This window comes from uncultured Winogradskyella sp. (genome assembly GCF_947498005.1).
Taxonomy (GTDB): Bacteria; Bacteroidota; Bacteroidia; order Flavobacteriales; family Flavobacteriaceae; genus Winogradskyella.
Window position 1 is genome coordinate 221,810 of record NZ_CANMIW010000002.1, and the last position, 24,994, is coordinate 246,803.

Annotated in this window: 20 protein-coding genes; 11 read left to right on the top strand and 9 right to left on the bottom strand. The window is 32.4% G+C overall.

Translation table 11 applies throughout. From position 1 onward, the window contains the following. Positions 1-22: 22 nt before the first annotated feature. Complete coding sequence (locus Q0891_RS04360; protein WP_299099108.1) at positions 23-2,569, top strand: hypothetical protein; 2,547 nt, start codon at positions 23-25, stop codon at positions 2,567-2,569. Between the two features lie 68 nt (positions 2,570-2,637). Here the strand turns inward: Q0891_RS04360 and Q0891_RS04365 are convergent, their stop codons facing one another. The 4 genes from Q0891_RS04365 to Q0891_RS04380 form a co-directional block, all read right to left on the bottom strand. Next, on the bottom strand, positions 2,638-3,348 hold the full coding sequence (locus tag Q0891_RS04365) for a T9SS type A sorting domain-containing protein (protein WP_299099110.1): 711 nt from the start codon (positions 3,346-3,348) through the stop codon (positions 2,638-2,640). 135 nt (positions 3,349-3,483) lie between these two features. Then, positions 3,484-5,379 carry a choice-of-anchor J domain-containing protein gene (locus tag Q0891_RS04370; RefSeq protein ID WP_299099112.1) on the bottom strand — a complete coding sequence of 632 codons (1,896 nt, stop codon included), beginning with the start codon at positions 5,377-5,379 and terminating at the stop codon, positions 3,484-3,486. 137 nt (positions 5,380-5,516) lie between these two features. Continuing rightward, entirely contained in the window at positions 5,517-7,166 is a 1,650-nt protein-coding gene (locus tag Q0891_RS04375) for a DUF6029 family protein (RefSeq protein ID WP_299099114.1), read from the bottom strand. Between the two features lie 37 nt (positions 7,167-7,203). Next, the gene (locus Q0891_RS04380; RefSeq protein WP_299099116.1) at positions 7,204-7,692 is read right to left on the bottom strand and encodes a TlpA disulfide reductase family protein; all 489 of its coding nucleotides are present in this window, start codon (positions 7,690-7,692) and stop codon (positions 7,204-7,206) included. Positions 7,693-7,794: 102 nt separating this feature from the next. On the opposite strand from Q0891_RS04380, the gene Q0891_RS04385 reads away from it, so the two are divergent. Next, entirely contained in the window at positions 7,795-8,850 is a 1,056-nt protein-coding gene (locus Q0891_RS04385) for an Omp28-related outer membrane protein (RefSeq protein WP_299099118.1), read from the top strand. Between the two features lie 150 nt (positions 8,851-9,000). Here Q0891_RS04385 and pruA read toward each other — a convergent pair whose 3' ends face one another. From pruA to Q0891_RS04400, 3 genes are all read right to left on the bottom strand, one after another. After that, on the bottom strand, positions 9,001-10,629 hold the full coding sequence (gene pruA / locus Q0891_RS04390) for an L-glutamate gamma-semialdehyde dehydrogenase (protein WP_299099120.1): 1,629 nt from the start codon (positions 10,627-10,629) through the stop codon (positions 9,001-9,003). 212 nt (positions 10,630-10,841) lie between these two features. Continuing rightward, positions 10,842-11,228 carry a Co2+/Mg2+ efflux protein ApaG gene (apaG, locus tag Q0891_RS04395; RefSeq protein ID WP_299099122.1) on the bottom strand — a complete coding sequence of 129 codons (387 nt, stop codon included), beginning with the start codon at positions 11,226-11,228 and terminating at the stop codon, positions 10,842-10,844. A 162-nt stretch (positions 11,229-11,390) separates the two neighbouring features. Continuing rightward, positions 11,391-12,644 (bottom strand): DUF5103 domain-containing protein, encoded by a 1,254-nt coding sequence (locus tag Q0891_RS04400; protein ID WP_299099124.1) that lies wholly within the window; start codon positions 12,642-12,644, stop codon positions 11,391-11,393. A gap of 164 nt (positions 12,645-12,808) precedes the next feature. Between Q0891_RS04400 and Q0891_RS04405 the strand changes: the two genes are divergently transcribed. The 6 genes from Q0891_RS04405 to nqrF all read left to right on the top strand — a co-directional run bounded on the left by Q0891_RS04405 (position 12,809) and on the right by nqrF (position 18,916). Further along, on the top strand, positions 12,809-14,161 hold the full coding sequence (locus tag Q0891_RS04405) for a Na(+)-translocating NADH-quinone reductase subunit A (protein ID WP_299099126.1): 1,353 nt from the start codon (positions 12,809-12,811) through the stop codon (positions 14,159-14,161). Further along, positions 14,161-15,387, top strand: coding sequence for an NADH:ubiquinone reductase (Na(+)-transporting) subunit B (locus Q0891_RS04410; RefSeq protein ID WP_299099128.1), 1,227 nt, complete (start codon positions 14,161-14,163; stop codon positions 15,385-15,387). Before Q0891_RS04405 ends, Q0891_RS04410 begins: the two co-directional genes overlap by 1 nt. Positions 15,388-15,389: 2 nt before the next feature. Next, positions 15,390-16,139, top strand: coding sequence for a Na(+)-translocating NADH-quinone reductase subunit C (locus Q0891_RS04415; protein ID WP_299099130.1), 750 nt, complete (start codon positions 15,390-15,392; stop codon positions 16,137-16,139). A gap of 3 nt (positions 16,140-16,142) precedes the next feature. Then, complete coding sequence (locus tag Q0891_RS04420; RefSeq protein WP_299099132.1) at positions 16,143-16,775, top strand: NADH:ubiquinone reductase (Na(+)-transporting) subunit D; 633 nt, start codon at positions 16,143-16,145, stop codon at positions 16,773-16,775. A gap of 74 nt (positions 16,776-16,849) precedes the next feature. After that, positions 16,850-17,590, top strand: coding sequence for an NADH:ubiquinone reductase (Na(+)-transporting) subunit E (nqrE, locus tag Q0891_RS04425; protein ID WP_299099134.1), 741 nt, complete (start codon positions 16,850-16,852; stop codon positions 17,588-17,590). A 12-nt stretch (positions 17,591-17,602) separates the two neighbouring features. After that, complete coding sequence (gene nqrF, locus Q0891_RS04430; protein WP_299099136.1) at positions 17,603-18,916, top strand: NADH:ubiquinone reductase (Na(+)-transporting) subunit F; 1,314 nt, start codon at positions 17,603-17,605, stop codon at positions 18,914-18,916. Between the two features lie 420 nt (positions 18,917-19,336). On the opposite strand, the gene Q0891_RS04435 is transcribed toward nqrF, so the two are convergent. Next, the gene (locus Q0891_RS04435; RefSeq protein ID WP_299099138.1) at positions 19,337-22,051 is read right to left on the bottom strand and encodes a T9SS type B sorting domain-containing protein; all 2,715 of its coding nucleotides are present in this window, start codon (positions 22,049-22,051) and stop codon (positions 19,337-19,339) included. 144 nt (positions 22,052-22,195) lie between these two features. After that, positions 22,196-22,552 (bottom strand): cupin domain-containing protein, encoded by a 357-nt coding sequence (locus Q0891_RS04440; RefSeq protein WP_299099140.1) that lies wholly within the window; start codon positions 22,550-22,552, stop codon positions 22,196-22,198. Positions 22,553-22,639: 87 nt separating this feature from the next. Here Q0891_RS04440 and Q0891_RS04445 point away from each other — a divergent pair, with 87 nt between their 5' ends. Genes Q0891_RS04445 through Q0891_RS04455 form a run of 3 tightly spaced genes read left to right on the top strand, consistent with a single transcriptional unit; the run spans position 22,640 to position 24,883 of the window. Then, positions 22,640-23,506 carry a DUF4846 domain-containing protein gene (locus Q0891_RS04445; RefSeq protein WP_299099142.1) on the top strand — a complete coding sequence of 289 codons (867 nt, stop codon included), beginning with the start codon at positions 22,640-22,642 and terminating at the stop codon, positions 23,504-23,506. A 20-nt stretch (positions 23,507-23,526) separates the two neighbouring features. Next, positions 23,527-23,904 (top strand): Na(+)-translocating NADH-quinone reductase subunit F, encoded by a 378-nt coding sequence (locus tag Q0891_RS04450; RefSeq protein WP_299099145.1) that lies wholly within the window; start codon positions 23,527-23,529, stop codon positions 23,902-23,904. 1 nt (position 23,905) lies between these two features. After that, positions 23,906-24,883 (top strand): FAD:protein FMN transferase, encoded by a 978-nt coding sequence (locus Q0891_RS04455; protein WP_299099147.1) that lies wholly within the window; start codon positions 23,906-23,908, stop codon positions 24,881-24,883. Positions 24,884-24,994: the final 111 nt, after the last annotated feature.

A 24,994-nucleotide genomic window follows, 5' to 3' on the forward strand; every position in this document is an offset into this window, starting at 1 on the left:
ATCAAAATGTAAAACAATTTAAATGAAAAATAAAGTAATATTACTACTAATAGTATTGTCTTCTGTACTAAAAATAAATGCTCAACAAGACACCATTTATTATAATATTGACTGGAAGGAAACGGTAAAAGACAGTGCTGCTTTTTATAGAACACCAGTAAAAAAGGAAGGCGATTTATTTAGAATAGAAGACTATTATATTTCAGGACAGCTTCAAATGAGTGCGCTTTCTGTAACTGAAGATAAGGCATTGTTTCAAGGAAAAGTTACTTGGTATAATGAAGATGGTTCAGTATATCAAAGTGGACATTATGATAATAATCGATTAAATGGCGAGTTTGTATCCTATCTTAATAAAAAGAAATTAATAGCGATTTACAAAGATGGCTATTTTATTGAAGGCGCAACTAATAGAGGTCGCGGACGAAATAGTTTTTATTCCAAAATTGAAAATGATACTATAGTAGATATTGTATACGATGGAGACATAGAAGGTATACGATATGAAACTTATAGAGTTAAGAAAGGTGCTCGTTTTCTTTCTAAATATTATGATGAAAAAGGAGAGCTTATAGATGAGTTAAAAGAGACAATAAAAGGTTATAGAACTGGTGCAGAAGTCTTTTATTATTACCATCCTATGCGAGTAAAGCAAATTAGTTATTATCCGTTTGGTCAATATCTTGGTGCAACAAGTTTCTATAGAAACGGACAGGTACGAACCAAATTTGAGAAAGAACCAGAGTTTAAGAATAGTTATTTTACAACAGAAGGAGTCGCTTTAGGTAGTGTAACGTATACATTAGATAACAATTACTTAAACCCGTATAATGGAACAGAGTTTAAATTTTCTTACAGTAGCAGGGAAGAATTCGAAGGAGTTATACTTTCTGAAAGAACCTATAAAGAAAGTAAATTGCAAAAGGACGCATTTTACTACGAGAATGGAAGTTTAAAATCCTTTAATACCTATAACAATGGTACCAAAGAACTTCAGGTTAGTTATAATGAAGAAGGCGAAGAAATTGCCAGAATAACTTATAAAGATTACTATCCTTATTCAGGAACTGAAATAGTTGGCGACAAGAGGTCAACGTATAAGGAAGGAGAATTAGTGAAAGAAATTAATTTATATCCCAAAACGGATTTAATCTTTAACGAAAAGACACAAGAAAAAGAAACTTATTTTGATAAGAAAGGCAAGGTTATAGGAACGTTGTTTATAGAATATAAAAATAATTATGGAAAACCATTAAACGGAAAACGTTTTTTTCCTGGATATGATATCGATATTTCAAGTGTTGAGACTTATGAAGACGGTTATGTTATAGAAAGAACAACATTTAGACCAAAATTGTTAGGAGAGAAGAAGAAAGTGATTTTTAAGCGTACAGATTTTTATAAAGGTGGTAGCTACGAAAAGGTAAGAGAAATTGTTTATTATAGTAATGGCTCTAAACAAAGTGACATAACTTTTAAATCTTACAATAAAATGCTTGGGAAATTTTATAATGATAAAGATGAACTTATAGGCACTTATGATTATGCTAAAATGGACGGTGTTTTATATGAATTCTTTTACGACACTAATGAAATTCAGCTTATAAAAGAAGAAAAGGAAGGCGAATTAATAAAGCTAAAAAAGTATGACTATGGATTAACTAGAAACTATGATAAAGTAAACCCTGTTTTAATTGAAGAAATAGATATTGCATGCTGTTCAGTATCTTATTTAAAAAATGGAGACGTGTTTGCAAAATCAACTTTTAAAGACGGAATGCCGTGGGAAGGAACATTGTATGATCAAAGTTCTCGTGTAAAACTTACTGTAAAAAATGGTGTAAAGGAAGGAGCTTACAAAAAGTATGATTATGGTCAAAAACAAATATTAGAAGAAGGCCAATATGTTAATGATAAAAAAGAAGGTGTATTTAAAAGCTATAGTTATCTTGGTAAAATACAGAGTACCGAAACCTATAAAAATGATATTTTAAATGGAGAGGCAGTTTATTATGATGATGAAGGCGAGGTTATTTCATCTCTAATATATAAAGACAATCAGCCATTTGAAGGTAAGAAAATAATAAATAGTGGTTATAATGACAAACCTACTGAAGAGACCTACAAAAATGGATTTTTAACTGAAAAGATTTCATACGATGACAACGGTAGACGTATTTCTAAATTTGAAAATGGGAAAGAAATAGAAACCCTAGCATATCATAAAAATACTGATGTAAAACGATTAAAATATACTGTAGATAATAATTATATTAATGGAGAAGTAATTAGGTATGATGAAAGTGGAAAAGAACAAAATAAGGCAATTTTTAAAAATAATAAGTTAGAATCTGGTGTTGTTTTTATCTCTGGATCCATCACTTATGATAATAATGTGAATTTTATTATTTTAAGTAAACAGACAGATAAGTTAACTATTAAATTAATAGGTCATAATGATGAAACGATTTTCTTTGCTAAAGAGAATTTAAAAGAAGGACGTAGTGTTAATTATATAAATAAACTAGGAATCTATCTAGATAACATTACAGCCAAATCATTGTATTAAAATTTAAAATAAAAAACCGTTTGAAATTAATCAAACGGTTTTTTTATGTGGCTAAACCAAAGAAGTATTTATTCTTTTATTATTTTTTTTGTTATAGTTTGTCCTGCTTCATTAGTAAATCTAATAATATAAGGTTGTGCAGATAAATCAGCTAAATTGATTGAATCTCCTCCAGAGGCAATATTTGTGTTTTTTACATTTCTGCCTAATAAATCATAAACATCAGCTGTTAAGTTTTCATTAGATTGTACTGAAAGTTCGTTCTTTACACTAGTTGGGTATATCTCTAAAGATGATAACTCAGAGTTGTCAACGCTCAACGTTGGATTATAATTATAAGTAATGCTTAAAGGTGTTCCTGTATTATTTCCACTAGCATCTAATTGTTGAAATCTAAACGTCCAACTCATAGGAATTGTGGTAGCACTATCATTTTGATTCCAAAAGTTATTTCCCACACTATTGGTTGATCCTGCAGTAATTAATGCAGCTGTATTTGGGTATCCACTATTAAGTTCTACGCTGTTTAAGCAAACGGTAGCAAAACATAACTGAAAATCTGATCCATCTGTACCTGTAAGATTATCAACAAATATTCTCATGTAGAAATCTTCACTAGAGGTGTTAGTCACTTTAAATTTAAAATTGCAAGGATCTGCATATGCACAACCAGCTTCAGAAAATGATACAATTTGCCCATCAGTTAATAAGCTGTCATCACTTTTGTCTCTAACTTCAAATTGAGCGAATGAAGCAAATGAGGTTAGAAATAGGCTCATAAAAAGTAGTTTTTTCATCATAGTTTTTTTTTTTTTTTTAATTGAATTGAATACACGGTTAGTTTCAAATATACATTATTTATTAAAAAAGGGAAACATCTAAAAATGCTTCCCTTTATATATGCTATAAGTGATTTATTTATTTATAATAAATTTGGCACTATAACTGGCTGAGCCGTTGTTAATATTCATAATATAATGTCCAGCATCTAATTGAGACACTGGTAACTCAATATTTTGATTTCCATATAAACCCTCGTAATTGTTTTTGATTACAGTTCTTCCTAACATATCTGTAATAGTTACATTATAATTTCCATTTCCATCGCTAAAGGCAATGTTGATTTTATCAGATGCAGGATTAGGATACAATTTAATTGAATCGATTCCTGAAACCTCTTCAATACTCAACGCTTGTGCTACTGTACTCTGTTTTGCACTTACAATGCTTCCATCATTTGAGTCTATTAATACAGCGACAATATGTAAATCTGCTTCACTACTAGTACTAGGAATTGTGTAACTAAAAGTATATGAAGCTATATCTCCACCATTTATTACGGTAGGTACAGAATTAGGTTGACCATCAAACCCACCTAATAAAGCTCTTCCGACGTGGTTATATACCATTTGAGCAGCAGGTACAGATTCTGGTAGGTTCTCATAACCACCCATTGCACCACTTCCACCACCAGAATAATAATTGGTTTGATTATACCCAGAAGCAGTGCCAGTTACGTTGTCTTCTGTGATAATAACTCCTAACCTGTAATTTGCAGCACCAAATGATGTGTAAAAATTTGCATTAGCGGTAATTGATAAATTACTTCCTGTTTGTATTGCACCAATTGTTATATCCACAGGTACAACTTCTGCTATTTGGGTATTATATCCTGCTTGTAAAGATGCTTGACCAGGATCTATACCTACTAATTTTCTATCCGCACCGGCATTTGGCCATCCTGTGCCAATTACATTTACTAATGCTGTATCGTATTCAGAAACCGTCATAGGATCTCCATTGTGTACCGCTATACCAACTACACTATTTGGATATGTAGAAGTCATATAATCTAAGCCAACAGTACCTCTTGGGCACCAACCACACCATGTCCCTGTAGATTCTTCAATAAGAACTGCTTTTGTGCCAGATTGCGTCATAGTATTAAAAAATACAGTTTGCATATTATTAGATGGGTTGGAATCTACACCACCATTAACCGATGTTATTGTAGCTGAAATTGTCTTTTCTACTGTAGTACTATAATTTACAATATCAGGATGAGTTATTGTTGCAGTTGCACCACCTGCAATATTCGTTGAAATTGTTGCAGAGTTAGTAACTGAACCGTCTGTCCATGAAAGGTCTAATGACGAAATGGTATTACCTCCAGTATTGTTTACTGTAATTTCAAATGGGTAGTCTGTACTTACTAAACCGTAACGAGGTAAGTTAATACTTGTTAACTCAGCATCATCGTCATTCACACTTCTAACAACAACATCATCAATATTTATACGAAATTGATCAGAAACATTGTGATGTCTAAAAGCAACATAGATAGTTTGTCCTACGAAAGATGTAACATCTATATTTCTATCCACATATGCTCCAGTAGCACCAATAACCTCATTAAATGAGGTTGATGAATTACTTAAAGAAGCAATGTCTGAGGCAGTCGATACATAAACGGAATAGTTTTCATTAGCCCAAGATTGATCTTGTGCGTACGCTTTCCATTGAAGAAATACATTACCTGTAGCTGTTGTAAGATCTATAGCAGATGAAACCATCCAGTTATCAGGTGTTAAAATTCCAGCGGTAGAATTCCATGATGCAGAAGTTGCATGTTCAGCTTGCACAGCTTCAAGATTGGCAATTGACCAATTGTCACCGTCACCATCAGAGTCTGTAAGCGTCCATAATGACAAATCTCCAGAAGAGAAATCATCTGAAAAATAAGTTTGCGCTGTTGTCAACTGATTAGCAGAAAAGCAAAGTAAAAATACGAGGGTAATTTTTTTAATCATAGTTGGAAGGATTAATTAAAGTTTTGTTAAAATTGATGCTTCAAGATAACCAAATGCTTAAATAACGCAAAGTTCTGGCATAAAAAAAACGACATTTGAAAACAAATATCGTTTAAATACATTTTTTATGGTTTAACTTAAAAGGCGACGGTAAGGTTTGCACTTAGACCTGTATTTTCAGGTACAAATCTACAAACACCACCAATACAAATTAGTCCTCCTCGTTGTCTTCCGTAATTTAGTCCTAATCTCGTATTGCCTTTGCTGTAGCTTCCTCCTAGACTATAGTAATGAATTTCATTATTACCACCATAATTCCAGTTGTCTGCTGCATATATAGCAAAACGGGTAGAAAAATTATACTCAATAACACTAGCTGCCCAATTTTTTCGATCATCATCGCTCCATAAATGTTGCGCAACTAGGCGTATTGCTCTTCCTTTATCAAATTTGCGTGTAGATTCAATCACACCGATATTAGCTAAAATAGAACTGTTGCCTAAAGGGCCTCCTTCTACAACGCCTTTATCTACTATGACGTTTTGATAGGTAAAAACAGAACTCCATTTTTTAGACCATTTCTTTTTAACTTCAAGATTAATGTCTCTAAATAGTTGATGTCCTTTTCCTATAAATTTAGCTTTATACCAACGATTTTCAATATTGTATTCGGCATCTAGTCCGCCCCAATATGAAAAATTAGCGGCTAGTTTTGTACCATATTTTCCTCCTATAGTTGTACCTTTTTTAAATGAGTAATACAAATCGAATTGTGTACCAACCTCACCTGATCTTTGATCAAACGATTCTATTATTAATCTTGGTTGAGGATTGTAAACATAGATGTTTGTTAAAAGATAATCTTGTTGTTTTGTGAGTCCAGGTACATAGTTAACAACCTGTTGATTGAATACATTTCCCTCAGCTAAACGATCTGAATAAAAACTAAAATTTTCTAATCTTCTAAAAGTGGCGTTGATACCCAAGCCTTTTTTTGCATAACCAGCATTAACTTGTAAAGCTGTTCCGTCATAAAGTTTATTAGATGAAAGTACACCTTCATTAGCAATAGCATCAGGATCTTTAATAATAGCTTCTACACCTGCGTAAAAATTATCGACAATAAAATCTAGACGCCCACCATATGCACCTACTGTAGATGGTAGTGCTTCATTTCCATTGGTGTCTTGGTTTCTAGCGACGTAGCTTGCGCCAAATTGAATATCTATTGATTCAATATTCAACGCACTACTTAAGTTTAGGTCTGCATCTAACCCTTGAATTGTACCTATAGATTCTTCAAATCCATGACGTTGTTTTCCAAAAACACCCTTCAATCTTAAATCTTTAGTTATGTCTAATTTAATATTAAGTCCTTTTAAGGCGTTATTTAAACCTAATTGTCTGTCTTCCCAAGATCTTAATATTAATCCACTACCAAACTGCTCATAAAAATAGCCTCCAGTAACATCTATCTTGTCATCTTTATAGTTAAAGTAGTATGTGGCAACATCATTTTGGTTGTCAAAAATTGGATCGTATCCTAATAGAGCAGAGGGTAAATAAGATTCATATTGAACACCTGCAGTAAAATTTCCGAGATTGTAATTCAATAGAACATAATTGTTTGCTCTAAATTGATCTTCTGGAGCTAAGAAATTAATGCCTTTGTCTGTTTGTAGCCACTGAGAGTTAGACTCTAAGCCACCATAAAAATTACCAGTTTCTTGAGCGTTAAGGAAATAAATATTTGAAAAAAGCGTAGCTAGAATGAATAATTTTTTCATTTTAATTTGATTGTTAGCGATAAATGGGAACTGGATGTTACTCGTTAGATAATTCTTTGATTTTTTCATATAATTCCGATTCTGCACCAGGACTATAACCAGAATGTTCGTAAACGATTTTGCCGTCCTTTACCAAAATAGTTAAAGGTATACTTGAGGCATTCAAAGCACGTTTTAAATCACTATTTGTGTCTAAAAGAACTGTGTAATCCCAGTCTTTTCCGTTTACTAAAGATTTAACTCGTTTTACCGTTCTACTATCATCTACAGAAACGGCTAATAATTCCACATTAGTTTCATCTTGCCAATCTTCATAAACATCGTTAATTGCATCTAACTCTTTTATGCAAGGTACACACCATGTTGCCCAAAGGGAAACTATTGTAATGCCATCTTCATTTGTGGCATCATCTAAGGTGATAGATTTGCCTTCTAAAGTTGTTAAATCTGCGTTAGGTAAGTCGTTTTGAGCTATAGATATAGAGCTAAATATAGCAAAGCAAAAAAATACAAGGAGTTTTTTCATAATTAATTATTGGAATATTGGTACACAATATTAGTTAAATTTTTGTCAAATGTATTGTTGTTCTAAAAATTAATTAAATTAGCGAAAAAAAATACGATTGCTATGATTTCAAAAAAAGTGCCAAAGTTATTTATCCTATTATTTACAATTTTAATTATTTCTTGTAGTAAAACTGAAGAAAATGTTCCGTTAACAACACCTACTGCACAGATAGATGTAGATAAATTAGTAAGAAAGGCATCATTAATAAATCAAGATATTCCATTTAAGATAATAAATGAAGCAGATGAAGATGTTACTTCTTTAGCAACGTTTTATGTTGATGGTAATGCAGTAATTGGTTCTTCTTTTTCTTCAGATGAAATTGGTGATTTTGAAGTTTACGGTGTTTACATGGAAGATGGTGTTGAGATTACCACAAATACCGAGAGTTTTAGTGTTATAATTCCAAAACGAAAAATAGTTGTTGAAGATTATACGGGTACATGGTGTGGCTTTTGTCCACGAGTTTCTGCAGCTTTAACGTCTTTGCATGAAGAAACAAATGACATTACTGTAATCGCTATTCATGAAACTGCAAATAGTTTTGAGGATCCAATGCATTTTGAGCAAATTCAAATTTTAAAGGATGCTTTTGATGTTGAAGGTTTTCCTGCAGCTAAAATTAACAGAACCGCAAATTGGCAAAATCCTCACGTCAATTCTGACGTGACAAGTATTGCAGGTTTAGATACAAATTTGGCTTTAGCGATTAACTCGGAATTAGTAAATAGTGAACTAACTGTTCAAGTTAATGTGGTTTTTGAAGAAGGTTCAATTGCAGGTGATAAATTAGTAGTTTATTTGTTAGAAGATGAAATTATAAACGATCAGGTTAATTATTATAATGCAGATAGTACTAGTCCTTTCTATAATATGGGAGATATTATTCCTGATTTTGAACATAACGAGGTTTTAAGAAATTCATTATCTAGCGTTTTAGGTGATGCTATTCCAGTTACAGAAGCACTAACTGAATACATAACATCGTTTACGGTTACTGTGCCAGATGATTATAATATAGACAATTTAGGAATTGTAGCCATGGTTGTGAGTGATGATAATTCGTCTAAAAATTCTCAGTATGCTCATATAAATGAAGACAAGGCATACGAATAGTCTTTGAATTATAAAACATAAAAAACCTGAGCATTACATAATGCTCAGGTTTTTTATGTTTTAATTTAAATTTTGTTAACTCGTTTAGAGTTATAAAAAAGTCCTTAGAAATTTTTACTTCTAAGGACTTAGTTTTTTTGATATTTAGAATTATTCTCCTAAGAATGGATATCTGTAATCTACTGGAGTTACAAATGTTTCTTTTATTAATCGAGGAGACACCCAACGTAATAAATTCTGAGCACTACCAGCTTTATCATTTGTTCCAGATGCTCTAGCACCTCCAAATGGTTGCTGACCTACAACAGCACCAGTTGGCTTATCGTTGATGTAAAAGTTACCAGCACAGTTTTGTAAGGCTTTAGTTGCTTCTTCAACAGCATAGCGACATGTAGATAGTATAGCACCAGTTAATGCGTATTCACTAGTTTCATCAACTAATTTTAAAGTTTCAGAATATTTATCTTCATCATAAACGTAAATTGTCATTACAGGTCCAAATAATTCCGTAGACATGGTGTCGTACTTTGGGTTTGTAGTTACGATTACAGTAGGCTCAATAAAATAACCTTTAGATTTATCATAACCGCCACCAACTATAATTTCAGCTTCATCAGATGCTTTCGCTTCATCTATGTATTTAGCAAGTTTATCAAAAGAACCTTCATGTATAACCGCAGTTACAAAATTGCTCATATCTTCTGGTGAACCTTGTTTAAAAGAGTTTACATCTTCAATGACAAAGTTTTTTACTTCTTCCCAAATGTTGCTAGGAATATATGCTCTAGATGCTGCGCTACATTTTTGACCTTGAAATTCAAAAGCACCTCTAGAAATTGCTGTAGCTACTTGTTTTGGTACTGCCGATTTATGAGCAACGATAAAATCTTTTCCTCCTGTTTCTCCAACAATTTTAGGATACGTTTTGTACGTATGGATATTATTTCCAATTTGTTTCCATAGCTCTTTAAAGATAAAAGTAGAGCCAGTGAAATGTAAACCAGAAAAATCAGGACTAGATAATACCGTTTCAGTGATCATTTGAGGATCTCCAAAAACAACATTAATAACACCATCTGGCACACCTGCTTCTTTAAAAATATCCATAATGATTTTAGCAGAATAGATTTGGCTGTCACTTGGTTTCCAAACAACAACATTACCCATCAATGCCATACAAGCTGGCAAGTTTCCTGCAATTGCAGTAAAGTTAAACGGTGTAACTGCATAAGTGAAACCTTCAAGAGGTCTATATTCTACACGGTTCCAGGCATCACTAGTGCTTTCTGGTTGTTCCATGTAAATGTCAGTCATAAACTGAACATTAAAACGTAAGAAATCTATAAATTCACAAGCTGCATCAATTTCTGCTTGGTGTATAGTTTTAGATTGTGCAATCATAGTAGCAGCATTAATTTTTGCTCTATAAGGACCAGCAATTAATTCAGCGGCTTTTAAGAAAATACCTGCACGTTGTTCCCATGGCATTTGAGACCAAGATTTACGTGCTTCTAAAGCTGTAGATATAGCATCTTCTACATGACTCTTTTCTGCTATATGGTATTCTCCAACGATATGTTTATGATCGTGTGGAGGAGACATGGTTCTAGTATTTCCTGTTTTAACGTCTTTACCGTTAATGTACATTGGTACTTCCACTTTACTGTTAAACATAGTTTTATATGTCTCTTGAACAGCTTTACGTTCTGGAGAACCAGGTGCATAAGACTTTACAGGCTCATTGACTGCAACAGGTACATTAAAGAATCCTTTTCCCATAATATATTTGTTTTTTTTAGTTGATTTTTGAAAGTGCAAAGGTACAATTTTTAACAGAGAAATATTTTGTAAAATGTTATAGTTCTGTGAAGATTTAACCTAGAAAACTTAATAGCCGTATTTATATTCAATGTATCGAATCTTGATTTAGAATAATTACTGAAAGCATTTTATCCTAAATTGAAATAAAAAAAATAACAAAACCGTTGAGGTTAGTTAAGCGCAAAGGGTGCACTTAGTTTAAAAGAAGGAATGTAGACTTTAAATTTATTGGTCTTAGATAGGTTGATCATATTATAATGACCTTGCATAGCACCAAAAGGAGAGGTTAATAGACAGCCAGAATTATACGTGTGAGACTCGCCTGGTTTAAGAACTGGTTTTTTGCCAATAACACCTTCGCCTTCTATAATTTCTTCATTATTTAATGCGTCTAGAATTTTCCAGTGTCTAGTGTTAAGTTGTACAGAATCTTTGCTTTGGTTTTCAATAGTTACTTTATAACCAAACGCAAAATGCACTTTATAATTTTTATAAAATGTGCCTTCAAAATTGGTTTCTACGGAAATTTTAATTCCACTTGTAACTTGTTGTACCATATAATTGAAAATTGTGCTATGCTAAAATAGTATAATTTTTGATTGAAACACCATAAATCGCTAAAGTGCTCATAATTTTAACAAATACAAGATTTGATGTACTAATAATTTGGAAAAAGGAAGAAAACAAGTCGCTTTTTCGTTAAAATCGAAATTAAAAAATTAGTTTGTAATGTTTGTAGAGGAGGCTTCGCCATAACCAATTATGCGATCAAAACGCGCACCTAAATCTCTATAATAGACTAATGCTTTGTAATTGTTCTCTGTTTGCCAAAAATTACCACTAATAGCACCTTCGTCAATTGCTCCCGTTTCTTTGTCTACTGCGACATACTTGTAATTATAAAACCCTTGCTTCAAAAGCATTGTGTTTTCGTAGCGTTTACTTTCTGTATTATATTCCATTTTTGTGAATGGATCAATAGCGTAAGCATTAAAATTACCATATATATGAATATCTTTGTCCTTGATTTCGTCATGTGAAAGTGAAAAATGGATCATGGTGTAGTCTGCTTCAACATCAACGTTATCGGTATCGATAGCAGTTATTAGAAAATTTCCGTTAATATCAGGATTGTAAGTGTATGGTAAGTCTTTTCTAGAAATATTAGTATAAAGGTAATTATTGTATAACTCTTTTAGCTGAATAAATTGAACACCTACATTTGCGGATCTAACATCCTTGTTTTCATAAAACCAAAACTCATTACCAGCCCAAAAGGCTGATTCAGTATCATAACGATAAATAAGTTCATTACCCAAAGTGTATTGTGGTTTTAATCCTGAAATAGATGTATTTTGATTGTTGTTCTGAATAATTAGAGTTTTAATATTGTCTAATGGATTGTTGAAATTAGTACCATTAGTTGAAATAACAATGTCTACGGATTGCTTTTCTCCAATGACCTGCACATCTCTTGATCGCTTTACGCTAACACCAACATTCACATTGTCTTCGTATACCATGAATTTTCTACTAAACATTAATTCATCATAATCATCATAGATAGAAATAATATAATTACCACTTTTCAATAGTCCTAAAGTACGTGAGTTTGGTATTTGTAAATCGTAATGTGAGTATATCTGATAGGTGTTGAATGAATTTTCATAAGTTAATATACGTTGATTGTCTAATCCTTTAAGGTACTCAGATTTTACTAAAGAAGAGGGTGTCCAGTCGTAATTGAAATGCTCAATGACGTAATAAAAATCTTCTTCATTTGCTGTAAGTGCATCAAATTCTAACTCTAATGATTCGCCAAGCTTTAAAACAGGAAGTTGTCCCTCAGTTGTATTACTTTTAAAGGTAATTGTTTTAATAAAATCTGGTGGATTTACTTCTTCGGTTACTTGTGATAGCAATACCAATGGTGTAATTGCAAATAAAACTAGGTTGAAAATATTTTTTTTCATCATATAATTTGAGCGATGTGTAAAGATAATCAAAATTCATGCCTATAAAACGCGCAGCTTATTTATAATGATTACAAATAAAAAAAGATGCTTTTATTTCAACTGTTTTTTAAAGCATTAATTCGTAAATTCGCACGGATTTTTAGATAACTAATCTTTAGTATATGTCAAAAGACATCAAAATTAAAAAGGGTTTAGATATAAAGCTAGTCGGTGAAGCCGAGAAAGCAACGGAAAATGCTATAATCAGTAATTTCTATTCTATAAGACCTGAAGACTTCCACAGTATTATTCCAAAATTAGTAGCAAAAGAAGGTACACGTGTAAAAGCGGGTGAAACTTTATTTTACAATAAAGATAATGAAGCTATGAAATTTGTTTCGCCAGTATCTGGTGAGATTACAGAAGTACAACGTGGACCAAGACGTCGTATCGACGCCATAAAAATAACAGCAGATAAGGAACAAGCTTATGTAGATCATGGTAAGTTTGACTTGACCTCTGATGCAGAAAAAACAAAAGCACATTTATTAGCAACTGGCTGTTGGTCATTTATTAAACAACGTCCTTATGATGTTGTGGCTAAAGCAGATGTTACACCAAAGAATATTTTTATTTCTGGTTATGCAAGTGCACCTTTAGCCGCAGATTTAGACTTTACCTTAGCGGGTAAAGAAGCTGAATTACAAGCTGCAGTTACCGCATTAGCTAAATTAACTGAAGGTAGTGTTCATATTTCTGTGGGTAAGAGTTCTAACTCGCCTTTAGCAAATTTGCAAGACGCTATAACTTATAAAGTTTCTGGACCACATCCATCAGGAAATGTTGGTACATTAATTAATAAGGTAAGTCCTGTAAATAAAGGTGAAGTTGTTTGGACTGTCAATGCACAAGATCTTGTTATCATTGGAGAGTTATTATTAACGGGAAAGTTTAATGCAGAGCGTGTTGTTGCTTTAGCAGGTTCTTCAGTTAAGAAACCTAGATATTTTAGAACTAAATTAGGTTCAGAAATAGCTACAATGATATATGATAATGGTGTTGAAAGAGATGGTAACGATAGAATAATTTCTGGAAATGTTTTAACAGGGAAACAAGTAGCGCCAGATGGTTTCTTGGATTATTACAGTAACGTAATTACTGTGATTCCAGAAGGTGATGACTACGAGTTTTTTGGATGGAACAAGCCCGTTTTTAACAAAGTATCTACATCTAGAGCTTTAACTTTTTCTTGGTTAAGCCCTAAGAAAAAATACGATTTAAATACAAATACTAATGGTGAGCATAGAGCATTTGTAACTACAGGTACATTTGAGGAGGTTTTTCCTTTAGATATTTACCCAATGCAAATTTTAAAAGCTTGTATGTATCAAGATTTAGATGAAATGGAAGCATTAGGAATGTACGAAGTTGCACCAGAAGATTTTGCTTTAACGGAATTTGTATGTGTTTCTAAACAACCACATCAAAAAATTATAAGAGAAGGATTAGACTTAATGCTAAAAGAAATAGGATAATGGGTTTAAAACAAAATTTACATAATTTTAGAGAGAAGAATAAAGATAAGAAGTGGTTGCCAGCATTTTCTGCAATTCATACCTTTTTATTCTTACCAAATGAGACAACTCATAATGGTACTCATATAAAAGCGGCAGATGACTTAAAGAGAACAATGAACACTGTTATTATGGCAATGGTTCCTTGTTTAATCTTTGGAATGTTTAATGCAGGTTATCAACATCATTTAGCATTTGGAGAGATTCAACAGGCTACAGGTGGATTTTTTAGTGCAGAATTCTGGACGTTAGATAACTTCTCGGTTGGTTTCTGGAAAGTAATTCCACTGGTAGTTGTATCATATGTCGTTGGTTTAGCTATTGAGATTTTATTCGCGATAAAAAATAGCCACGAAGTAGAAGAAGGATATCTAGTAACAGGTATGTTAGTGCCACTTATTGTGCCAATTGATACACCATTATGGATGCTAGCAGTAGCAGTTGCTTTTGGTGTTGTTATAGGTAAAGAAGTTTTTGGTGGTACAGGAATGAATATTCTTAATCCAGCGTTAACAATACGTGCATTCTTATTTTTCGCATATCCAACATGGATGTCAGGAGATAAAGTTTGGGTTCATGGTGCAGTAGAACAAGATCAGTTAATAGCAGCTGGTGAGAATGTAGATGCCATTTCTGGTGAAACAATCTTAGGTAGTTTAGCTCAAAACAAAGGTGCAGGTTATGAAATCATGGATATGTTTTATGGTTTAATTCCTGGTTCAGTAGGTGAAACGTCTACACTTTTAATTTTGTTAGGAGGTTTATTCTTAATCTTCGCTAAAATTGGAAGTTGGAGAATTATGCTTTCATCTGTAATTGGCGCCTTAGTCATGGGATTAATTTTTAACGGTGTTGTGGCGCAAGACTGGATTACAGAGTCTAGTAAGTTTTATGGATTAATGAGCACAGATTTCTGGCAACATCTACTAATTGGTGGTTTTGCATTTGGTACTGTGTTTATGGCTACAGATCCAGTAACAGCTTCACAAACAGCTAAAGGAAAATGGATTTATGGTTTCTTAGTAGGATTTATTTCTATTATGATACGTGTATTTAACCCAGCATATCCAGAAGGTGTAATGTTAGCTATTCTATTAATGAATGTGTTTGCACCAACTATTGACCATTACGTGGTTCAAGGAAATGTTAAGAAAAGAATGAAACGTGTAAAAGCTAAAGTTGCGTAATCATGGAACAAAGAACAGATAAAAACTCATATACTATTATTTTTGCCATTGGTATGGTATTAATTGTAGGCGTCATATTAGCAGGTATTTTTTCATTGACTAAGCCAATTATTACGGTAAATGAAGAAATTGAAAAGCAGCAAAATATTTTGTATGCTATGGGAGTTAATGAAAATGAAGGTACAAGTGCAAATTTTGTGTCAGCAGAAAAGGCACCAGAACTTTTTAAGCAATATGTTAAGCAGCAATTGGAAGTTCAAGGTGGCACAGCTGTTGAGAATAACGAAGCTTATTTAATTGATGTAAAGAAACAACAAGCCAATGCAAAGAATGGTGGTGTTAGAAAACTACCTTTATTTGTTGGTGAGAAAGATGGTAAAACATTTTATATCGCACCAATAAGAGGAAAAGGACTTTGGGATGCTATTTGGGGTTATGTTGCCTTAGATAAAGATATGGTAGTACAAGGAGCCTATTTTGACCATAAAGGAGAAACGCCAGGACTTGGTGCAAATATTAAGCAACGTTTTTTTATGGATGATTTTTATGGTGAACATTTATTGTCTGAAGCAGGTGTGTTTAAAGGCATCACTGTTGCAAAGGGTAATGCAGATCCAAAAAATAATGACAAAACAGATAATGAGGTTGATGCCATTGCAGGAGCAACAATTACTGGTGATGGTGTTACAGCAATGATCAAAAAAGATTTAAAGTTGTATTTACCTTATTTTGAAACTTTAAAAGGAAACTAAAACATGGGAAAAGACAGTAAATTAATATTAGACCCATTAGCAGATAATAACCCAATTACAATACAAGTACTTGGTATCTGTTCTGCATTAGCAATTACTGCAGAATTAGAAGCATCTATAGTAATGTCTATATCTGTATTATTTGTATTAGGTATTGGTAACGTTGTTATTTCTTTGATGCGTAACATTATTCCATCGAAAATTAGAATTATTGTTCAACTTATTGTTGTTGCAACATTAGTAATTATAGTAGATTTAGTTTTAAAAGCTTTTGCTTATGAGCTAAGTAAAACGCTTTCAGTATTCGTAGGATTAATTATTACTAACTGTATAATTATGGGACGTTTTGAAGCCTTTGCATTAGGAAATGGTCCTTGGAGATCGTTTTTAGATGGTATTGGTAATGCTTTAGGATATGGTGTAATTCTTATAATTGTAGGATTCTTTAGAGAGTTATTAGGATCTGGAACTTTATTAGGTTTTCCTGTATTAGGAGATCCAATTGAAAAAACGGGATTATATGCTATAGGTTATGAAAATAACGGATTTATGTTATTATCTCCAATGGCATTAATAGTTGTGGGTATTATCATTTGGATACAACGTAGTAGAAACAAAGCATTAATAGAAGATTAAATTAGTTGATAGATAATGGTTATTGGATAGTAGATTCTCCAATAACTTTAAACTAACAACTAAAAACAAAATATATGGAACATTTAGAATTATTTTTCAAATCGATATTTATAGATAATATGGTATTTGCTACATTCTTAGGAATGTGTTCATACTTAGCAGTATCTAAAAAAGTGTCAACTGCTGTTGGTCTTGGAGCTGCTGTTATATTTGTCCTTGCAATTACAGTACCTTTAAACTGGTTACTAGATCAATATATCTTACAACCTGGAGCATTGTCTTGGTTAGGTGAAGAATATGCAAATTATGACTTAAGCTTTTTATCATTCATTATGTTTATTGCTACCATTGCAACAATGGTACAATTAGTAGAGATAGTCGTGGAGAAGTTTTCTCCGTCGCTATATAATTCTTTAGGTATATTTTTACCTTTAATTGCTGTTAACTGTGCCATTTTAGGTGGTTCACTTTTTATGCAGTCTAGAGAAATTGAAACCTTAGGATTAGCATTGAACTATGGTATTGGGTCAGGTATTGGTTGGTTCTTAGCCATATTAGCAATTGCTGCTATTAGAGAAAAAATTAGATATAGTAATGTACCACCTGCATTAAGAGGTTTAGGTATTACATTTATTATTACTGGCCTAATGGCAATTGGGTTTATGAGTTTTGGAGGAATGTTGACTGGAGGTGATGAAGAAGGTGAGCCAACTACAGAACCAACAGCATCTATAGAAGTTATTAAAGAAGATATTAAAAAAGAAGAAGCTAAACTTAAGTCAGACTTAGAGATAGCCGAAAATACAAACAAGTAATTGATTAGTATTATGATATTAGCTGCAAGCACAGTCGGAACCATAGTAGCAACGGTAACAGCCTTTTTGGTGGTTACTTTGATATTGGTTGCCTTATTATTATTTGTAAAACAAAAACTTTCACCTTCTGGTCCTGTGACCATTAAAATTAACGGTGAACGTGAAATTGAAGTTGGTTCTGGAGGTACCTTATTAAGTACATTGGGTAGCCAAAAAATATTCTTACCATCTGCATGTGGTGGAGGTGGAACTTGTATTCAGTGTGAGTGTCACGTTTTAGCTGGTGGAGGAGAAGCTCTACCAACTGAGATTCCTCACTTTACAAGAAAAGAATTAGCTCATGGTGCACGTTTATCTTGTCAGGTAAAAGTAAAACAGGATATGGAAATTACCATTCCAGAAGAAGTATTTGGAATTAAGAAATGGGAGGCAACAGTAGTATCAAACTATAATGTGGCAACATTTATTAAAGAATTCGTAGTTGAGATTCCAGAGGATATGAACTACAAGGCTGGTGGTTATATTCAAATTGAAATCCCTAACTGTGAGATAAAATATTCTGACATGGATATTTCTGCACACCCGGAAGATCATCCTGGAGAACCAGATAAATTTGAAGCGGATTGGGATAAATTTGGTTTACGTCCATTAGTGATGAAAAACGAAGAACTTGTTGAAAGAGCATATTCAATGGCTTCTTATCCTGCGGAAGGAAGAAAAATTATGTTAAACGTGCGTGTTGCGACACCTCCATTTGATAGAGAAAAAGGTGGATGGATGAATGTAAATCCAGGTGTAGCTTCATCTTATATATTTAATCAGAAGATTGGAGATAAAGTAACAATTTCTGGACCTTATGGAGAATTCTTCATTAATGATTCTGATTCAGAAATGCTATACGTTGGTGGTGGTGCAGGTATGGCACCAATGCGTTCTCACCTATACGAATTATTTAGAACCTTAAAAACAGGTCGTAAAGTAACATATTGGTATGGTGGGCGTTCTAAAGCAGAATTATTCTATATCCATTATTTTAGAGCTTTAGAGAAAGATTTCCCGAACTTTAAATTCTTTATTGCATTATCTGATCCTACGGAAGCAGATAACTGGCAACTAAAAGAAGATGTAAATGATGAGTCTGGTGATGGATTTACAGGATTTATACACCAAGTGGTAATAGATCAGTATTTATCTAAGCATGAAGCACCAGAAGATATAGAATTATATTTCTGTGGACCGCCATTAATGAACCAAGCTGTTCAGAAAATGGGTGAAGATTTCGGTATTCCGGATGAACACATTAGATTCGATGACTTTGGAGGATAGATGTCACAAGATATCTAATGTATCAAACTTATTCTAATAATAAAAAAAACCAACGTATTAACGTTGGTTTTTTTATTATATATAGTTTATATAAATACGGTGTTTACTGATGTTTGCTATTGTTATTACATCGCATAGTTGAAGAATAAAAGGGAACATTCATCTAAATTGATTAACTGCTAAATAATTGAAACTCCAATTAGTGGTGATATCCAACCAACAGTTAATATTCACTTTGATCCTTGAAGTATTGCTAATAAATTTAAGGACTTATTAATTTAATTTGACTCAATTAAATATTAGATGTACCTGATGTATAGAATTTCAAAAGATTTCTATGGATAAATTACTTACAATTTAATTTGATTTAAATGAATGCAAGGTACTCTGAGAGTGGTAATAAGGAGAAAGCATCATCTGCTAATGTTTTAATGTAAAATGACCAGTAGCCGATTCTCCATCTTTATAAATTACCTTAAACCAATAATCGTTTGTTGGCATAGTAATATCCTTTCGTTTTCCATCCCAAGTAAAGCTATTTTGTTCATTTAGAATGGCGATAAGTTTACCATATCTGTCAAAAATTCTTACAGACTCAAAGTTATTAGTATCGACGCCTTTTATTCTCCAAAAATCGTTTTTAGAATCATTGTTAGGTGTTATAAACTTTGGATAACCAATTAAGTATAATTTTTTAAATATTGTTTCTTCGCATTGGTTAATATCCCTCACATAAATGGTTTGAATTCCGGATGGTATATGTTGAAAGGTATAGGTATTGGCATTACCATAAAAATTTAAGTTGTCTATAGAATATTCGTAATTACTGTTACCACTAACTTCTACAATAATAGTATTATTGTCATAGTTTAAATCAACATCAATGTTTTCAAATATAGGTGGCTCATTTTGTATTAAAGTATATGTTTTAGAATTAGAACATTCTACGCCATTTAATACATTGTAAGCAATATGAGTATATGTTCCGCTTGTATAAGACGTGAATTGACGTGTGTTAAAGAGAAGTTCGCCACTACTATTTAACCATTCAAATCTTGTGTTAGAATTGTGTCCTGTTAATACTATCGGTTCGTTTTGACAAAACGTATATTCATCTTCTAAATCAATAATAGGCACACTATTTACAATTAAATTTATTGGAGCTAAACCGCTACAAGCCAACCCACTTTCCTCGGCTCTAATCCAAACAGTTGTAGTTGAAGAGGTTAAATTAGACCTTATGTCATTTTGAGTAGTCTGGGCGTCAGCTAATGATGGGTAAAAATTTATATCGGTGGTAATAGGAATATTTAGTGCTTCTCTAACATGTTCTTTAACTTCAAGAATCATAAACAAACCTTCATCGTTATTATCAATATTGTCAGAGTTCTCACAAACATAAAAGTTTGGTATATCAATAGTCTCGGTATAAATAGCATTCAAAAAGAACGACGTTATGGAAGCACAACCATTAGAATTATATACTTTAGCAAAGACCTCTTGATTCGGAACTAAATTAGTATAATTTTCAGGGTTTGAAATAGGATTAGAATTTTGATCCGCATCTTCAAAACTCTCAAAAAACGTGAATTCTTCTTCCAAATAATTATCGAGAATTCTTTCTTTTATGTTGTTGAGATTAAACACAGAAATCCCATCAGTATCAGAATCACATTGAATAAGTTCTTGGCTTGCAATTAAATCTGGAGTATCGAATACCGAAATCCTTTTAGAGGTAGTAATTTGTCTATCATTAACGGTAATTGTAGCTGTTATATTAAAAGTACCTGTGCTCTCATAAGTATGACTAGGAATGATATCATTAGAGGTATTACCATCTCCAAAATCCCATTGAGCTGCTGTAATGTTTGAATAGGTATCTACTTCGAACAAAGCAACTTTATCTTTGCAAAATGTATCACTTGTAATTCTAGTTCTGAAGTATGATTGTATAAAGTTTGGTAAACCTAATCTTGAAAAACTACCACTTAACTGAATACCAGTATGATTGTAGTTTACAGCAGATTCAAGATTTAAAGGACTATTAATAACACCAACATTGTCAGATCCAATATCTGGACTTTCAGTCAGCGCTCTGTATATTTTACCATTTTTTGCAAGCTGTAAACTTCCCGGAATTGTTACGCCAATATTTTCATGTAAAATAGTAATTTCACTACCTCCATTATAGGTTTCTAAATCATATTGAACTAATAAATCCTTTTTTTCTGAATCCTCAGGAACAGTACCAGTGGAAGTATCTAACATACCTTGGCGTCTCAACGTAGCGTATAGCTTATTCGAATCTTTAGAGAATGCTAAACCATATGCAGAAACGACTTCAAAAAACACCTTCGTTGTGAAAAGACTACGTCTGTTACTAACTTCTCCATTACTGCTGTCAAATGTAAATGTGTATAGATGTTTGTTAACATCATCATCAAGAAAATTACTTATGGCAATTTTTGTTCCGTCAGGAGAAAATTTCATTATACCCTCTTTTCTACCTACAAAATATAAATTGTCTGTTATAATTGGATTATCAATTGTTCCGTCCGTATTTATCTTGTATGCGTAAAACGAAAAGTAATCATCGTTATCATTTTTTTTAGTGGTTAAAACCCAAATAGATTGACCATCATCATGGTGAACCGCTGTAACTTTTCCAATTTCAGCACCTGATAATAAAAGAATGTCATTTTCTATAACCTCACCTAAACCAACATTAGCTGTCATATCTACTGTTGAATAATAAAAACCATCAGTACCTATAGAAAACACATAATACTGATCTACAGAATTAGGAATAGGAACGATTATAGAGTTTTGATCAGCGCCAGCATTACCGTTAATATTAGCACCATTTGCCATAGTATCATGGTTCTTATTCCAAATGGTTTGGCTATTGGTATAAAATAATAAGTTTCCATCAAAATCTGAAATACTCGCACAACCAGCAGGCGCAAACATGCTACTATTGTTAATGGCCTGAATATTATCAGGCGTTTCAAAATTTAAACCAGCATATTGTCCAAATAACCAATTATTTGTTTCGTTATTTTGGGCACAAATGGAAAGACTTAAAGTAAATGCAAAAACGTAAGTAAGATTTTTAATAATAAATTTTAATTTCAAAAAATTAGAAAAAATCATTTTTGAGTAGTTAGGTTAGGTAAAATGGATAGATTTTGCTTAAGCATTAAAGGTAATTAATTTTTAATTAAGAAAATGTTAATGTGCTAAAATACACGATAAAGTGTTGTATTTGTTAGCTGTATCCTATTTGTACTCCATAATTAAATATACAGAAGTGGTTTCTCCTATATTTAAGACTTCGTGGGAAGTAATTGAATCTTTACTAAATGTATAACCTGTAGGTACACTTACTTCTCTAACGCCAGAATCATCAGTGATTCTAAACTTACCGCCAACTAAAGTGTAACCAACATGTGGATTATGGTAATGTTTTTCATGACCAACTCCAGGTTCAAATGTACATTTAAGCACTCTCAATTCTTCATTGTCTTCTAAAATTTCGCATACAGATTGCCCTTTCCAGCCAGCTTCTAAAGGATCTGGTAATTTCTGGTCTTCATTACAGTTAATAAAAATCAGAAATATTACACATAGGGTCAATAGTGACGGTTTTATTTTCAAAATACGATTAGACATTATTATTTATAATTTTATAACAAAAGGTGTAAGTATAACGTTCTTAAGGGTATGAAAAAAGGATTATTTATAGTTTTAGTTTTATTCGCTATTGCGGTTTTGGCATTTCAATTGACTCCAGTTCAAAAAACAGTTGATACGGTAGTCTCAGTTATTGATACACCAAGCCTAATAAATAAAGATAGCTTAACTATAAGCACAAGAGTAAATATACCTGAAGGTTATGAACGTCCAGACTACGAAGCCGGAAGTTTTGAAGACCATCTTAGAAATTATAAATTAAAACCCTTTGGTAGTAAAATTATTAATTATGATGATACTAACTATTTTTGGCAAGGCGGACATATTGGTGTTTTAGAAATACCTGTCCCGAAAAACGGATTGCAGCAATGTGCAGACGCGCTAATTAGAATTAGAAGTGAATTCCTTTGGAACAAAAAAAGAAAGGATGAGATAGGTTTTAATTTTACATCTGGACATTATTGTTCTTGGCTAAAATATGCAGAAGGGTATCGACCCAAAATTAACGGCAATAATGTGTCTTTTCATAAAACTGCTCGTGCTAATTCCTCTAAAGATAACTTCTATAAATACCTTAATTTAATCTATATGTATTCTGGTACTTTATCGCTTTTTAATGAGCTAGAATCAGTGAAAGCAGAAGATTTAAAAATAGGAGATATGCTAATAAAAGGTGGTTCGCCTGGTCATATAGTTTTAATTTGTGACGAAGTTATTAATGATGAAGGTAAAAAGTTATTTTTATTATGCCAAGGAAATACACCAGCGCAGAGTGTTCATTTGGTTAAAAATCTTGAAGACACCAATATTTCTCCTTGGTATCATTTGGAGGATGATGCAGTAGTTCCTGTTTCTAATTATACATTTAGTAGTTCAAAATTTGTGAGGTTTAAATAGCAACTTCGTATCTTTGTTATATGAGTAAACCGCTAACGCCTCAAGAAGTACATAATTTAGCTATGAACCACGTAGGTAAAGACCTAGAAGCACGTGGCTTTGAGTTTGTGGCAATAAATAGTACATTAAAAAGGCATCCTCAATTTGTATGTATTGACAAGAATAGTCAATATTATTTTGTAATAGTAAGAGCCGTTATTTTACCAGAAAACCCTAATAATTATGATGTTGTTTGGATGGAGACTTTCAAAAAACACGCTTATGAAAAAGATGCCAAAGTACTATATGCTGGTGTTGGTTTGGGTAATCCTGCAGGTGAAGATTTACCAATTCATTTAGATGAGGATTATTTAATTGAATATAATGGAATACAAGTAATTGAAATGAATTTAAACTAATATGAAGCAATTACTAGCACTAGTCTTAATAATCAGTTTGTATTCTTGTACTGATGATGTGCCAAAAAACATTAAACTTTCAGGTGCCGTTTTTGGTACGAGTTACAATATTCAATATTACTCTGCTGATGATGTAAATTATCAAAAGCAGTTTGATAGTTTGTTTACTGTTGTTAATCAATCATTATCTACTTACATTCCAGATTCTGATATATCCAAACTTAATAGAAATGAGATTACTAAGATAGATTCTCATTTTGAGAATGTTTTTAAAGCTTCAAAAATAATTTATAGACAAACCGAAGGTGTTTTTGATCCTACGATAGGTAATGTTGTAAACGCTTGGAATTTTGGGTCAGAAAAGAACAAATTTCTAACCGATAGTTCAACAATAAATAATCTTATGAAGTTTGTTGGTTTTAATAGAGTGGGCTTGGTTGATCATCATATAAAAAAGTCTGAAGAAAGCTATTTAGAATTTAATGCAATCGCAAAAGGTTATGGTATAGATGTTATAGCTAACTTTTTAGAATCTAAAGGAATTGAGAATTACTTAGTAGATATAGGTGGAGATTTAAGAACATCTGGTGTAAATATAGAAAGTAAAAAAGGTTGGGCAGTTGGAATCGATGATCCTAATTTTGAAGGAGAACAGTCTTACTCTAAGGTAATTACCCTGAAAAATGAAGGTATGGCAACGTCGGGAACATATAGAAAGTTTAAAACAGACGAAAACGGAAATCGTTACGCACACATAATAAATACCAAAACCGGCTATCCTACAAAAACTAATATTCTAAGCGTTTCTGTTATAGCCCCTAATTGTATGTTGGCAGATGGTTATGCAACCGCTTTTCAGGCAATGGGAATTGATAAAGTAACCTGGTTTTTAAACACACATCCAGAATTGAAGGTTTATTTTATTTATGAAGATGAAAACAAACTCTTAAAAACTTTAAGCTTAAATGGTTTCCCATAGTCTCTCCTACTTTTTTTAAATATTATTTTGCACAACAGCCCTAATATTGGGTATGGTATCGAATAAATTAATGCACAACTCTAAATTTTTAGTAGTTTGTTGACCTTTAAT